This window comes from Suipraeoptans intestinalis (assembly GCF_034091795.1).
Lineage (GTDB): Bacteria > Bacillota > Clostridia > Lachnospirales > Lachnospiraceae > Suipraeoptans > Suipraeoptans intestinalis.
On record NZ_JAXFXH010000015.1, the window covers coordinates 1 to 13,988 of the forward strand.

The following is a 13,988-nucleotide window of genomic DNA, read 5'->3' on the forward strand; positions in this document are numbered from 1 at the left end:
ATCGCGGACAGTTTTGTATCAGACAAGGTGGACTTGATCTGTACCATAGCGACTCCAAGCGCCCAGACGGCATACAATGCGTCAATGGATTCAGACATCCCGGTGGTCTATACGGCGGTGACAGATCCCATTGCGGCAGAATTAGCAGATAAGGACAAACAGCCGGTGGGAGAAGTGACAGGGACCTCCGACAAGCTTCCTATTGAGGAACAGTTGGAAATGATCCGAAAGATATTGCCGGATGCGAAAAAAATAGGTATTATGTATACGACCAGTGAAGCAAATTCGGTTTCTGCCATCGCAGAATACAAAGAGCTGGCAGGCAAATTTGGATTTGAGATCATAGAAAAGGGCGTGACGGCTGCGGCAGACGTACCGCTGGCAACCGACGACCTTCTGGATCAGGTGGACTGCATCACCAATCTGACAGACAACACGGTAGTATCCTCTCTGGCAACTGTTCTGGAGAAGGCGAATGAGAAGAAGATCCCGGTGTTCGGCAGCGAAGTGGAGCAGGTCAAGCTGGGATGCCTGGCAGCAGAGGGGATCGATTATATCAGCCTTGGAAAGCAGACGGGCAAGATGGCGGCAAGGATCCTGAAGGGAGAAAAACAGGCGTCGCAGATGAAGTTTGAAACGATCACAAAACCAGGATTTTATGCCAATACAAAAGTGGCGGAGACGCTGGGCATTGAGATCCCACAGGATATGCTGTCGGAAGCGGTAGAAAGCTTTGATACAATAGAGAAATAAGGCGTCTGTAGGAAATGGCAGACAGGCGTATGGGAGGCAAACATGGATTTTTTGATCACAATCATGGAGCAGGGACTGATCTATGGGATCCTGGCTCTGGGAGTCTACATTACATATAAAATATTGGATTTTCCGGATCTGACAGTAGACGGCAGTTTTCCTTTGGGAGCTGCCGTTACGGCTGCGATACTTACGCGGGGAGGATCTCCCTGGCTGACTCTTCCGGTTGCTTTTTTTGCCGGAGCCCTCGCCGGAGTTTTGACCGGACTGATCCATGTAAAGGGAAAAGTGCGGGATCTGCTTTCCGGTATCATTATGATGACTGCTCTGTGGTCGATCAATCTGTATCTGGCAGGAACCTCCAATGTTCCGTTGTTTTCCCAGAAGACGATCTTTAAAAACGATCTGACGGCACGGATGTTCCGGGGAGAACTGAAGTCTTACGGGACCCTGGTGATCATCCTGGTAATGGCAGTAATCTGTAAGCTGGTACTGGACTGGTATCTACAGACAAAGTCCGGGTATCTGCTGCGGGCGGTGGGAGATAACGACAAGCTGGTCACTTCTCTTGCAAAAGACCAGGGGAATGTAAAAATACTGGGCCTTTCCATTGCGAATGGGCTGGTGGCGCTGGCGGGCTGTGTTTTTGCCCAGGAAGAAAGGGTGTTTGAGATCTCCATGGGAACGGGAGCCATCGTGATCGGACTGGCCAGTGTGATCATCGGAACCAGTCTGTTTCGCCGGATCACACTGCTTCGGACGACAACGGTAGTCCTGGTGGGATCGATCATTTACAAAGGCTGCGTGGCACTGGCGATCCGTCATTTCAGTCCTTCGGCGATGAAGCTGATCACGGCAGTGTTGTTCCTGATCATTCTGGTATTTAGTATGGAAAGAAAAGCGAAGGGGAAGAAGAATGCTTGAATTAAAACATATCCAAAAACATTATAATGTGGGAACGGTCAATGAGTTGTGCCTCTTCGAGGATTTTTCCCTGACGGTGGAGGAGGGAGAGTTTGTTTCGGTAGTGGGAAGCAACGGATCCGGAAAGACCTCTCTTTTGAATCTCATCTGTGGGAGTATCGAGCTGGAAAAGGGACAGATCTGTATGAATGGAAGAGATATTACCAGAGAAAAGGAATTTAAGCGGAACCGGAAGATCGGAAGGGTGTACCAGAATCCGGCAGTAGGAACCTGCCCTTCTATGACGATCCTGGAGAATATGGCGTTGGCGGATCACAAAGGAAAGCTATATGGTCTGGGCAGAGGAACAGACAAAAAACGAGTCGATTTTTACCGGGAACAGCTAAGGACGCTGAATTTGGGTCTGGAGGACAAGCTGAATGTGAAGGTGGGAGTTCTTTCCGGGGGACAACGACAGGCTATGGCGCTTTTGATGTCTACTATGACGCCGATTGAATTTCTGATCCTGGACGAGCATACGGCAGCGCTGGATCCCAAGACGGCAGAGAGGATTATGGAACTGACAGACCGGGTGGTCCGGGAAAAACATCTTACCACCATTATGGTCACACATAATCTCAGATATGCAGTGGATTATGGAAACAGACTGCTGATGATGCATCAGGGAAGGGCGATCCTGGATAAGAGAGGGACAGAAAAAGACGGCATCACGGTGGAAGATATCCTGGGATTGTTCAACGAGATCAGTATTGAATGCGGCAACTGACAGACTTGGAGAGAAGGAAGAGGAAATCAGAAGAGATAGCCGACAGATACCAGAATGAAGCGGGCAAAAAGACAGAGAAGGACGGAGAAAGGCAGGAAACTATGGCAAAGAGGATTGCACGGTTTTATAAGGTGAGTTTGAAGCAGTTTGCAGAAGGATGCGGGGATCTGGGACTGGAAGAGAAAGAGGTGGAACGGATCTACCGGGAGATCGCTCTTCCCAGAAGGGCAACGTCGGGATCGGCAGGGTATGATTTTTTTACACCGATTCCCGTTACGCTAAAACCGGGACAGACGGCGAAGATCCCTACAGGCATCCGGGTGGAGATGGAAGAGGACTGGGTGCTGAAATGCTACCCCAGAAGTGGTCTGGGATTTCGCTATCGGCTGCAATTGAACAATACGGTAGGGATCATTGACAGCGACTATTTTTATTCGGACAATGAAGGCCATATTTTTGCCAAAATCACTAACGACACCAATGAAGAAAAATGCCTGGAACTAAAGGCGGGAGACGGGTTTATGCAGGGAGTTTTTGTGGAGTACGGCATCACGGTGGACGACCGGGCAGACGGGGTGCGCAATGGGGGATTTGGAAGCACTTCGAAAGAATCAGAGAAAACCTTCACAGAAACTTAAGAAATTTGCATGAACAAGGGGAACATGGTATGATATGGGTGTAAGGAGGGGATTTTATGAACGCAAGTTATGTGATTACGGTCAACAGTACCGTAGACTTACCCAAAGCGTGGCTGAAGGAGAGAGAGGTTCCTGTGGTGCCGTTGCATTATACCATAGATGGGAAGACATATCCGGATGGGGAAGGATTGTCTTCAAAGGAGTTTTTTGACCTGCTGCGGGAAGGGAAGCAGGCGGTGACTTCGCAGGTGAACTCGGAAGACGCAAAGGAAGTATTGGAGCCTCTTTTAAAAGAAGGGAAAGACATCCTGCACCTGGCGTTTTCTTCCGGACTCAGCGGAACCTGTCAGAGCATGATGCTGGCTGCCAGCGAACTTCGGGAGGCTTATCCGGAAAGAAAGATCCGGGTGATCGATACGCTTTGCGCCTGCATGGGAGAAGGATTGCTGCTGTATTATGCCCTGCAGAAGCGGAAGGAAGGGAAAGCTTTAGAAGAGGTGGCCGAATGGGTCACAGAGAACCGGCTGCATATCTGCCACAATGTGGCGGTAGATGATCTGCATCATCTTCAGAGAGGCGGACGGATATCCAAGACGGCGGCTGTGATCGGTACCATGGTGCAGATCAAGCCTATCATCCATGTGGATGAAGAGGGGTGCCTGAAGGTTGTTGGGAAAGAAAGGGGAAGAAAGAAAGCCCTGAACAGGATCGCGCAGAAAGCCATTGATCAGGCAGAGGGAGGATGGACCAACGAGATGGTTATGATCACTCACGGAGACTGTCTGGAAGATGCGGAGTATGTGGGGAGACTGCTGGGAGAAGCCCTGCATCCCGAAGAGATCCTGATCCATAATATCGGGACTGTTATTGGAAGCCATACGGGACCGGGAGTGGTGGCTGTCTTTACGATGGGCAATAAAAGATAGGAGCAACAAAAGAAAGGATGAGCAGAGAAGTTGGCTGTTCATCCTCTTTTGCTGTGTCACAAACAGAAAACTGTCCGCCTTTTTTGACGGACAGTTGTAAAAAACTTTTTATCAGAGAGATTCTGCATGGTTGCTCTCATGAGCAGGAAATTTCTGCCTACAGGGAGAACAGTCCCAGTCCTGTGGCGATAGAGCTTGCCAGGATCACCACCAGAAGGATAGGAGCGATCCACTTGATCATAACGGTAAACAACTTCTCGGACTTGAATGTTCCGCCGGATACACGAACCTCGTCTGAAATCACATCGGGCTTGATGATAAAGCCGACGAAGATGCAGGTAAACAGTGCCAGGATCGGCATCAGGATGCTGTTGCTGATAAAGTCCATAATGTCCAGAATGCTCATGCCATGCCAGGAAACAGAGCTCAAAGGTCCAAATCCAAGAGAAGAAAGGCTTCCCAGGATCAAGGAGAGAACCGTTACAAAGACGCAGGCAAACTTTCTGGACCAGTGGAATTTGTCACGGAAGATAGACACGATGGTCTCCATCAGAGAGATGGCAGAGGTCAGTGCCGCGAAAAATACCATGATGAAGAAGATGGTTCCGATAAATCCGCCAAACTTCATGCTGGCAAATACCTTTGGCAAAGTGATAAACATCAGCCCGGGTCCTGCGCCAAGTGCGGATTTGTCACCGCCGGAAAATACAAATACGGCGGGGATGATCATAAGTCCGGCAAGGAATGCGATACCGGTATCGAAGATTTCAATCTGGTGTACAGAACCTTCCAGGTTGTCATCTTTTTTCATATAGGAACCATAAGTGATCATAATACCCATTGCAAGGGACATGGAATAGAACATCTGTCCCATGGCTGCCAGAATGGTTTTGGCAGAAAAGTCGGACATACGGGGACGCAGGTAGTAGATCAGTCCTTCCTTTGCTCCATCCAGTGTAATAGTGTAGACTGCAATGATAAGGGAAAGAAGAACAAGGATCGGCATCATGATCTTGCTGACCTTTTCAATTCCTTTTTCTACACCCAAAAGAACAATGATGGCGGTAAGTGCAATAAACAAGAAGAACCAAAGCAGCGGGCTTACAGAGTTGGTGATAAATCCTGTGAAGTAGTCGTCTCCCGTTGCAGCCTTCATATTTCCGGAAATAAATACGGAAAAATACTTCAGCACCCATCCTCCGATAACAGAATAGTAGGGGAAGATGATGATGGGGATAACCGCCGCTAAAATACCCAGAAAACCAAACCGCTTATCCAGTGCGGAAAAGGCTCCGATGGCACTTAAGCCTGTCCTGCGTCCAAGAGCGATCTCGGCTGTCATCAAGGTGAAACCAAAGGTGACTGCCAGAACCACATAGGTTAAGAGGAATGTCCCTCCGCCGTATTTTGCTGCAAGATACGGAAACCGCCAGATGTTTCCCAATCCTACAGCAGATCCGGAAGCGGCCAGGACGAAACCGATCTTACTTGAAAAATTACTTCGTTTTTGCATAAAAAACCCTCCTCACAATTTTCATAATAACTTAAATCCTCTATTTCATACGCATAAAACGTTTGCTCTTTTAAATAATGGAATAATTATTAAAAAAGTATAAAAATAGATTATGCTCTATTATGCCATGAAACCAGATGGTTTTCAAGCAATAAATACAAGAATTTTAATCCTACAGGAAGGAGGCTGCCGAGAAAAAATAAAGATTGACAGAAAAGAGTGGTTGTGGTAGTCTATTGGAGGTAAAGAAAGCAGAGTATCCACTCTCACCGTAGCACAAAAGTGACTTCGGTTTATATCGTATTAGAGTCCGTTAATGGAATTCTATGTAGGTACGAAGGTGGATAGTCTCAGACTGTTCACTTATTTTTATGGAATAATGGAGGTGTACAACAATTAGCGATTTAATGATTAACGGGCAGATTAGGGACAAGGAAGTAAGACTGATCGGCGAAGACGGAGAACAGTTAGGTATCATGTCCTCCAAAGAGGCGATGAAGCTGGCTCAGGAAGCAGAGCTGGACTTGGTAAAGATCGCACCGAAAGCGCAGCCACCTGTTTGCAAGATCATCGACTACGGAAAGTACAGATATGAGCTTGCAAGAAAAGAAAAAGAAGCAAAAAAGAAACAAAAGACGGTGGAGATCAAAGAAATCAGGATGTCTCCCAATATTGACACCAACGACTTAAATACTAAGGTGAACAATGCCAGAAAGTTTCTGACGAAAGGCAACAAGGTGAAGATCACTCTTCGTTTCAGGGGCAGAGAAATGGCGCATGTACAGCAGAGCAGACATATTCTTGATGATTTTGCAAAGCTGCTGGAGGATGTGGCGACTGTGGAAAAGGAAGCCAAACTGGAAGGAAGAAACATGAGTATGATTTTAACTGAAAGACGTTAAAAATATATTTTCAATTTAAGGAGGAATTTATCATGCCAAAGATTAAGACGAATAGAGCGGCAGCAAAGCGCTTTAAAAAGACAGGAACCGGGAAGTTGAAAAGAAACAAAGCTTACAAGAGCCATATCTTAACCAAAAAGTCTACGAAGAGAAAGAGAAATCTCAGAAAGGCTACGATCACAGATGCAACCAATGTTAAGAATATGAAGAAAGTATTACCGTATCTGTAAGAAAGAAAAGATTTGAAGGAGGAATAAGACATGGCAAGAATTAAAGGCGGCTTGAACGCTAAGAAAAAACATAACAGAACTTTAAAGCTGGCAAAGGGTTACAGAGGTGCCAGATCCAAACAGTATAGAGTAGCAAAGCAGTCTGTAATGAGAGCGCTGGCAACGGCCTATGCAGGAAGAAAAGAAAGAAAGAGACAGATGCGTCAGCTGTGGATCGCACGTATCAATGCAGCAGCAAGAATGAACGGACTGTCCTACAGCAAGTTCATGCATGGTCTGAAGCTTGCGAACATCGACATGAACAGAAAAATGCTGGCAGAGATGGCAGTCAATGATGCAGAAGGATTTGCAGCATTGGCAGAGGCAGCAAAGGCAAAGCTTGCTTAAGAAAAAAAGAAAAAGGGATTGCCGGAGAGGAAAGATCTCAAAGAAAGGGGGCAGGTGTGGCTCGTAAGAGCGGCACCTGCCCCTGAAATATGTTAAAAACAGTATTTTCGCATGAGTGAAATCATACTTTCCCCGCCGGAAAAGGTGGTCGGTCTACCGCCTGAAGGTATTCGGAAAAACCGGCGCAGCCTGAAACGGAGAAAGAAATGTCGAAATCAGTTGTTTAGGGATAGACCAGCTGATCTTCAGATGGGGATTCCAAAACGTCTGCCAGATATTTTTTTGCCAGATAGTTTGCCATAGGAAGGTTCAGATCCAGATAGTTGCCGCAATCCTTCGGGGAGGCTCCGGGAATATCGCCGGAAAACCCTGCAACAAACTGAAATGTCTCCCGAAGAAGGGGAAGGACTTGGGAGGAGGTATATTCTCCGGATAAAAGGAGGTAAAAACCGGTACGACAGCCCATGGGACCGAAATAAATGGTTTTGTCTCCGTAGTCCGGATGATTGCGCAAAAAGGTGGCCGCCAGATGTTCAATGGCGTGCATTTCCGCCGTATTCATCACCGGTTCTCTGTTGGGGCGGGTGAACCGCAGATCAAATGTAGTGACGGGGTGACCCTGCACGTGATCGATCCGAGATACGTAGACACCGGGAAGCAACGATAAATGGTCTATGGTAAAGCTTGTGATTTTCTCCATGAAAGATTCCTCCTGTGTTGTTTGAATGAATGACCTCGCTTGGGAACAGTATAACATTTTTTATGCGAAAATGGCATGGATTTTCACGGGAGACTGCAGATTTTGTAAGAAGCCCCGGAGCTTTGACCGCTTCAACAGCTTCTGGAAAAAGAGAGGATCCGGGTGGAAGGAATGTGAAAAAAGTGATATAATCCTTTGTGTTTCCATCGATGTTCCCGGTTGGAAGAGGAAAGAAAAGGACAGTCAGACAAAGAGAGAACGGGAAATGAAAAAAGCTGAGAAGAAAGGAATGGGATCATGGAGATATATTTGGTCAGACATGGAGAAACCGATTGGAATAAAGCAAGACTGATCCAGGGAAGGGCAGATATCCCACTGAACGATTTTGGAAGGAGTCTGGCGAGGAAGACGGGAGAAGGACTCAGGGATGTCGTGTTTGATGTCTGCTATTCCAGTCCTCTGCAAAGAGCCAGGGAGACGGCAGAACTGATCGTGGCCGGCCGGCAGATGGCGATACGGGAAGATGCCAGACTTCTGGAAATGGATTTTGGAGAGTACGAAGGGAAGTGCTGCAAATGGGATGACTGGGAGCTTCCTGCAGAGTTCCGCGATTTTTTTGAAGCGCCGGAGCAGTACAAAGCGCCGGCGGGAGGAGAGGATTTCCTCCAGGTAAAGGAAAGAACAGGGCAGTTTTTAAAGGAACTGACGGAAAAAGAGGAGCTGCAGGAGTCCAGGATCCTGGTGGTCAGCCATGGCGCTGCCCTGGCAGGGATGCTGAACGTTATGCGGAGAGATCCACTGGCGAAATACTGGGGAAACGGAGTGGCAAAAAATTGTGCGGTAACCATTGTGGAAGCCTCGAAAGAGTGTTATTCTATTTTGGAAGACGGCAGAGTCTATTATGACGATCAGGTAAAGCCGTGGTAGAAGAGGAGAGGAAACATGTTACAAGGAAAGAAAGTATTATTTAGCGGAATGCAGGCTACCGGAAATCTGACCCTTGGCAATTATCTGGGGGCGCTGAAAAACTGGGTGAGCTTAAGTGATGAATATGAATGCTTCTATAGTGTGGTGGATATGCACTCCATTACCGTCAGACAGGATCCGGCGACGCTGAGAAAGCGGGCCAGAGCCCTTTTGATGCTGTATCTGGCGGCAGGGATCGATCCGGAGAAAAACTGTATCTACTATCAGTCCCATGTGTCCGGGCATGCGGAGCTGGCATGGATCCTGAATTGTTTTACTTATATGGGAGAGCTGAATCGGATGACGCAGTTTAAGGATAAGTCTGCAAAGCACGCCGATAATATCAATGCCGGACTGTTTACCTATCCTGTGCTGATGGCGGCGGATATTCTGCTGTTTCAGGCAGATGTGGTGCCGGTGGGGATCGATCAGATGCAGCATCTGGAGATTACCCGGGATATCGCCCAGAGATTCAACAATATTTACGGGGAGGTATTCACCGTTCCGGAGGCCTATATCGGAAAAGTGGGAGCCAAGATCATGAGCCTCCAGGAGCCGACGAAAAAAATGTCTAAGTCTGATGAGAATCCCAATGCCAGCATTTATCTGATGGATGATGCGGATACCATCCTGCGCAAATGCAAGCGGGCAGTGACGGATTCAGAAGGAGCGATCCGCTACAGAGAAGAGCAGCCGGGAGTCCGCAATCTGATCGATATTTACAGTGCATGTACCGGAAAAATGCCCGAGGAAACGGTGGGTGAATTTGAAGGAAAAGGGTATGGTGTGTTTAAAGAGGCGGTAGGAGAAGCGGTGGTTTCTGTGCTTCGCCCGCTGCAGGAAGAAGCTCGGAGGCTGGAAAAGGACAAGGCTTATCTTGATGGGATCATCAAGAACAATGGAGAAAAAGCGGGATATTTTGCTAACAAAACACTACGTAAGGTGCAAAAGAAGGTAGGTTTCCCGGAAAGGATCCGTTAAGACCCACGGAGATAGAAAGAGAGACAGATCTATGAACACATAGAAATGTCTCTCTCTTTTTTTCTTTTAGGAAGGTAAGGTTAGTTGTCCTCCTCCTGGAGCGTATAGGTCTGACGTTTTCTTGCCATTTCGTCGCTCTCCAGATACTCGTCGTAGGTGGTGATCTTATCGATCAGCTTTCCGCCGGGAACGATCTCCATGATGCGGTTGGCGGTGGTCTGTACGATCTGGTGATCTCTGGAAGAGAACAGAATAACGCCGGGATATTTGATCATACCGTTGTTCAGGGCAGTGATGGATTCCATATCCAGGTGGTTGGTAGGCTCGTCCAGGATCAGGACATTTGCTCCGGAGATCATCATCTTGGACAGAAGACAGCGAACTTTTTCTCCTCCGGAAAGGACCTTTACCCGTTTGACTCCGTCATCTCCCGCAAAGAGCATACGTCCTAAAAAGCCTCTGACATAGGTGACATCCTTTTCTTCGGAATACTGCGTCAGCCATTCCACAATGGTAGAATCATTTTCAAATTCATCTCCCGGATCCAGAGGGAAGTAGGCCTGAGAGGTAGTGATTCCCCATTTATAGGTGCCTTCATCCGGTTCCAGCTCTCCGGTGAGAATCTGGAACAGAGTAGTCTTTGCCAGCTCGTTGCCTCCTACAAAGGCTACCTTGTCGTCACGGTTCAGGGTAAAGGTCAGTTGATCCAGTACCTTTTCCCCATCGATGGTTTTGCTCAATCCTTCCACCGAAAGGACTTCATTTCCGATCTCCCTGTTAGGACGGAAGTCGATGTAGGGGTATTTTCGGCTGGACGGCTGGATATCGTCCAGCTGGATCTTTTCCAGGGCGCGCTTTCTGGAAGTGGCCTGCTTGGATTTGGAAGCATTGGCGCTGAATCGGGAAATAAAATCCTGTAATTCTTTGATCTTTTCTTCCTTTTTCTTATTGGCTTCCTTCATCTGACGAATGAGAAGCTGACTGGACTCATACCAGAAGTCATAGTTTCCGGCGTACAGCTTGATCTTTCCATAGTCGATATCGGCGATCTGGGTGCAGACTTTATTTAAAAAGTAACGGTCGTGGGACACCACGATCACAGTGTTTTCAAAATTGATCAAAAACTCTTCCAGCCACGCAATGGCGTCCAGATCCAGGTGGTTGGTAGGCTCGTCCAGAAGCAGGATATCCGGGGAACCAAAAAGCGCCTGGGCAAGAAGAACCTTAACTTTTTCCGGTCCGGCAAGAGTCTGCATAAGGCTATAGTGCAGGTCGGTGGAAATTCCCAGTCCATTGAGCAGGGTAGCAGCGTCCGATTCTGCCTCCCAGCCGTTCATAGCGGCAAATTCTGCCTCCAGTTCACTGGCTTTGATCCCATCCTCGTCCGTAAAGTCCTCTTTGGCGTAGATCACTTCCTTTTCCTTCATGATCTCATAGAGGCGGGGATTTCCCAGCATAACCGTATCCAGTACCGTATAGGCATCGTACTTAAAGTGATCCTGCTGCAGGAAGGACAGACGCTGTCCGGGGGTCAGGATCACCTCTCCTTTAGAGGGTTCCAGCTGTCCGGAAAGAATCTTCAAAAAAGTAGATTTTCCGGCTCCGTTGGCTCCGATCAGACCGTAGCAGTTTCCTTCGGTAAATTTAATGTTGACATCTTCAAAGAGGGCTTTTTTGCCCACTCGCAGCGTAATATTACTTGTGCTTATCATAGAGATGAAAGGCTCCTTTATCATAGATTTGGCAGTTCCTGCCACTAGCTTATCTTAACAAAAGCCTATGGAAATAGCAAGGAGAAAGAAATTCCCATAATAAGGAAGGAAAATCCCGAAAAACGGGAAAGCCGGAAGGAGGAAAACAGACAGAGAGGAAGAAAACTGCCTGTGGAGAAAACAGGGGTGTTGTGGTAGGATGAAAAGCAGGAGGTCTTTTGCCTCAATACAAATGAAGAAACAACAGAAAAAGAAGGTGGAAACTTGGACTACGACAGAGTATTAAAGATCATGAAGGTAGCAGAACGGCTGAAATGTAACCCCAGGCATTCCTGGACCAGCACCGGGAGAAGGGAAAGCGTAGCGGAGCATACCTACAGGCTGTGCCTGTTTGCCTGGCTGGTGGGAAGAGAATTTCCGGAATGTGATCAGGAGAAGCTGATGAAGATGTGCCTGTTTCATGATCTGGGAGAGGCGGTAACGGGGGACATTCCCTGTTTTGAGAAAAAAGAAGCGGACAGAGAAACGGAAAAGCAGGCAATCGATACATTACTGTCAGAACTGCTTCCTTGGGAGGAAGAGGCAGAGCTTCGGGAATTGTTTGTAGAAATGGAAGCGTGCGTGACACCAGAGGCCCGGATATTTCATGCGCTGGACAAAATGGAAGCGGTAATCCAGCATAATGAAGCGCCCATAGCTACCTGGATCCCGCTGGAACATGAATTGCAGCTGACTTACGGGGAGAAAGAAGCGGGATTTCATCCCTATCTGCGAGGACTTCGGGAGAGATTGAAGCAGGATTCGCAGGAGAAAATGCAAAAAGAATTGCCTGAAATGGGGAAGAAGGAACAAAACAGTGAAAGAGAAACAGACAGGTGAACGCAAAAGCAGGAGAGGCAGGGAGGAGATCATCCCTGCTTTCTTAGTTTCAGCTTACCCCAGACGGACAGAAGGATCCCCAGCCAGATCAGGGAAAAAGAAATCTTTTCTCCAAAAGAAGGAGATTCCCGGTAATGAAAGATACCGATCAAAAATTGAATGGTAGGATTCAGATACATCAGGATGCCTGACAGATAATAGGGAACCTTTTTGATGCCGGAACTGTATACAAGAAGAGGCACGGAAGTCACAAGTCCGCACAGCGGGAGCAAAAGAAACTGACTGCCGTGAAGAATTCCCAGGCTCCCCTTATGCGAAAGCTCCATCCAGATGATGAAAGGAAGAGCGAGAGGGGTGACGCACAGGGTTTCCAAAAACAGAGAAACGATGGGATCTGTGGGGAGAGATTTTTTGACGGCTCCATAAACGGCAAAGGTGGAAGCGATCAGTATGGTAAAAAGAGGGATGGCTCTGGTGTAAAAAATCATACAGAGCAGACCGAGAAAAGAAAGCAGATAAGCTCCTTTATCCCAGAAACTGAGAGATTCCTTAAAAAAGAAGATGCCGATCAGCCCCACCAGAAGAGGCTGCACAAAATAGCCCAGACTGGCGTCCAGTACATGACCGCTGCTGACCGCATAAATATAAAGCCCCCAGTTGAGGGAGATCAAAAGACCGGAAAGCAGGCAGATCCGCATAACGGAACCGGTGACAAAGGCGGCCCGGAGCAGGGCGAAGCGCTGAGTGGCTAAAATCACCACAAAAAGAAGACCCATAGACCAGAAGATCCGTTGAGCCAGAACATATACCGGATGCACATGGGATAAGAGTCCCCAAAACAGAGTGAGGAACCCCCAGCACACATAGGAAAACAGGATTTCGGCGGTGCCAAGGGTCTGCTCTTTATTCATAGGACACTTCCTGTAGGTAGAGTCCCTTTGGATCGCAGGGATTGCTTGCCGGCAGGTTTCCGGCAAAGATCTCCTCGATCTCTTCCTTTTTCCGAATGCCAAGGCCGATATCCAGAAGGGTTCCGATCAGGATGCGCGCCATGTTGTGAAGAAAATCATCTGCCTTGATGGTGATCAGCATTTCCTCGATATCTGCGTAGATGTCCAGGTCATAGATGGTCTTGACGGTAGACTTGCTCTTTTTTACAGAAGAAAAGTTGCGAAAATCATGGGTGCCTATGAGAGAGAGGGCGGCCTGCTGCATGACTTTCTTATCCGGGATCTTAAAGCTGTGATAGATATACCGCCTGTCAAATACGCTGGGAACCTCGTCGATAGTGATCCGGTAAACATAGGTTTTGGACAGGGCGTTCAACTGCGCATGAAATCTTTCCGGCTTTTCTTCCACTTTGGTGACAGCAATGTCCATAGGAAGATAGCGGTTCAGATAATGCTGGATTTCTTTGGTGGTCATGCTGCATTCTGTTTTAAAGTTAGCAACCTGAAGGTAGGCGTGCACCCCGACCTCTGTGCGGCAGCCGCAGTGAAGCTCGCAGAGATATTCCCCTGTCATTTTTCGCAGGACTTCGATGATCTTGTTGGAGATGGTATTGCCGGATTCGTCCTTTCCCAGGCGGGTCCAGCCCTGATACCTGCTCCCGTCATATTCGATGGTGAGTTTTATGTTTCGCATAGGATATACTCCTTTTTATAAGAGAAAGAGAACCTGTGAAAGAAGCTGTGCCGGAACTTTTCTGTCA

16 protein-coding genes are annotated in these 13,988 nt (G+C 47.8%); 11 read left to right on the forward strand and 5 right to left on the reverse strand.

Translation table 11 applies throughout. The features are described from left to right. The 5 genes from SOW26_RS05090 to SOW26_RS05110 all read left to right on the forward strand — a co-directional run. The coding region (locus tag SOW26_RS05090; RefSeq protein WP_320652010.1) for an ABC transporter substrate-binding protein at positions 1-753 on the forward strand (753 nt) is incomplete at its 5' end. Between the two features lie 42 nt (positions 754-795). Next, the gene (locus SOW26_RS05095; protein WP_276958623.1) at positions 796-1,677 is read left to right on the forward strand and encodes an ABC transporter permease; all 882 of its coding nucleotides are present in this window, start codon (positions 796-798) and stop codon (positions 1,675-1,677) included. Then, positions 1,670-2,443 (forward strand): ABC transporter ATP-binding protein, encoded by a 774-nt coding sequence (locus SOW26_RS05100; protein ID WP_276958624.1) that lies wholly within the window; start codon positions 1,670-1,672, stop codon positions 2,441-2,443. The genes SOW26_RS05095 and SOW26_RS05100 overlap by 8 nt, the downstream gene beginning before the upstream one ends. A 101-nt stretch (positions 2,444-2,544) precedes the next feature. Then, complete coding sequence (locus tag SOW26_RS05105) at positions 2,545-3,081, forward strand: dCTP deaminase/dUTPase family protein (RefSeq protein ID WP_320652011.1); 537 nt, start codon at positions 2,545-2,547, stop codon at positions 3,079-3,081. A 56-nt stretch (positions 3,082-3,137) separates the two neighbouring features. Next, positions 3,138-4,007 carry a DegV family protein gene (locus SOW26_RS05110; protein WP_320652012.1) on the forward strand — a complete coding sequence of 290 codons (870 nt, stop codon included), beginning with the start codon at positions 3,138-3,140 and terminating at the stop codon, positions 4,005-4,007. Between the two features lie 157 nt (positions 4,008-4,164). On the opposite strand, the gene SOW26_RS05115 is transcribed toward SOW26_RS05110, so the two are convergent. After that, positions 4,165-5,520 (reverse strand): sodium-dependent transporter, encoded by a 1,356-nt coding sequence (locus SOW26_RS05115; RefSeq protein ID WP_276958627.1) that lies wholly within the window; start codon positions 5,518-5,520, stop codon positions 4,165-4,167. A 407-nt stretch (positions 5,521-5,927) separates the two neighbouring features. On the opposite strand from SOW26_RS05115, the gene infC reads away from it, so the two are divergent. The 3 genes from infC to rplT are packed head-to-tail and all read left to right on the forward strand — an operon-like array spanning position 5,928 to position 7,039. Further along, positions 5,928-6,422 carry a translation initiation factor IF-3 gene (infC, locus tag SOW26_RS05120; RefSeq protein WP_154478506.1) on the forward strand — a complete coding sequence of 165 codons (495 nt, stop codon included), beginning with the start codon at positions 5,928-5,930 and terminating at the stop codon, positions 6,420-6,422. A gap of 32 nt (positions 6,423-6,454) precedes the next feature. Continuing rightward, positions 6,455-6,652 (forward strand): 50S ribosomal protein L35, encoded by a 198-nt coding sequence (gene rpmI / locus SOW26_RS05125; RefSeq protein ID WP_154478508.1) that lies wholly within the window; start codon positions 6,455-6,457, stop codon positions 6,650-6,652. Between the two features lie 30 nt (positions 6,653-6,682). Next, positions 6,683-7,039 carry a 50S ribosomal protein L20 gene (gene rplT / locus SOW26_RS05130; RefSeq protein WP_154478510.1) on the forward strand — a complete coding sequence of 119 codons (357 nt, stop codon included), beginning with the start codon at positions 6,683-6,685 and terminating at the stop codon, positions 7,037-7,039. A 223-nt stretch (positions 7,040-7,262) separates the two neighbouring features. Here the strand turns inward: rplT and SOW26_RS05135 are convergent, their stop codons facing one another. Then, positions 7,263-7,739: an S-ribosylhomocysteine lyase gene (locus SOW26_RS05135; protein WP_276958628.1), complete on the reverse strand. Its 477-nt coding sequence runs from the start codon at positions 7,737-7,739 to the stop codon at positions 7,263-7,265. Positions 7,740-8,036: 297 nt separating this feature from the next. On the opposite strand from SOW26_RS05135, the gene SOW26_RS05140 reads away from it, so the two are divergent. Further along, positions 8,037-8,666 carry a histidine phosphatase family protein gene (locus SOW26_RS05140; protein ID WP_276958629.1) on the forward strand — a complete coding sequence of 210 codons (630 nt, stop codon included), beginning with the start codon at positions 8,037-8,039 and terminating at the stop codon, positions 8,664-8,666. Between the two features lie 15 nt (positions 8,667-8,681). Continuing rightward, positions 8,682-9,686: a tryptophan--tRNA ligase gene (gene trpS / locus SOW26_RS05145; RefSeq protein ID WP_276958630.1), complete on the forward strand. Its 1,005-nt coding sequence runs from the start codon at positions 8,682-8,684 to the stop codon at positions 9,684-9,686. Positions 9,687-9,766: 80 nt separating this feature from the next. On the opposite strand, the gene SOW26_RS05150 is transcribed toward trpS, so the two are convergent. After that, a complete protein-coding gene (locus tag SOW26_RS05150) occupies positions 9,767-11,398 on the reverse strand; it encodes an ABC-F family ATP-binding cassette domain-containing protein (protein ID WP_154478518.1) in 1,632 nt (543 codons plus the stop codon). A 264-nt stretch (positions 11,399-11,662) separates the two neighbouring features. Between SOW26_RS05150 and SOW26_RS05155 the strand changes: the two genes are divergently transcribed. After that, positions 11,663-12,277 (forward strand): HD domain-containing protein, encoded by a 615-nt coding sequence (locus SOW26_RS05155; RefSeq protein WP_154478520.1) that lies wholly within the window; start codon positions 11,663-11,665, stop codon positions 12,275-12,277. Between the two features lie 29 nt (positions 12,278-12,306). On the opposite strand, the gene rarD is transcribed toward SOW26_RS05155, so the two are convergent. Both rarD and SOW26_RS05165 read right to left on the reverse strand, forming a co-directional pair. Further along, complete coding sequence (rarD, locus tag SOW26_RS05160; protein WP_276958631.1) at positions 12,307-13,188, reverse strand: EamA family transporter RarD; 882 nt, start codon at positions 13,186-13,188, stop codon at positions 12,307-12,309. Further along, complete coding sequence (locus SOW26_RS05165) at positions 13,181-13,921, reverse strand: tRNA pseudouridine synthase A (RefSeq protein WP_154478524.1); 741 nt, start codon at positions 13,919-13,921, stop codon at positions 13,181-13,183. Before SOW26_RS05165 ends, rarD begins: the two co-directional genes overlap by 8 nt. Positions 13,922-13,988 lie beyond the last annotated feature (67 nt).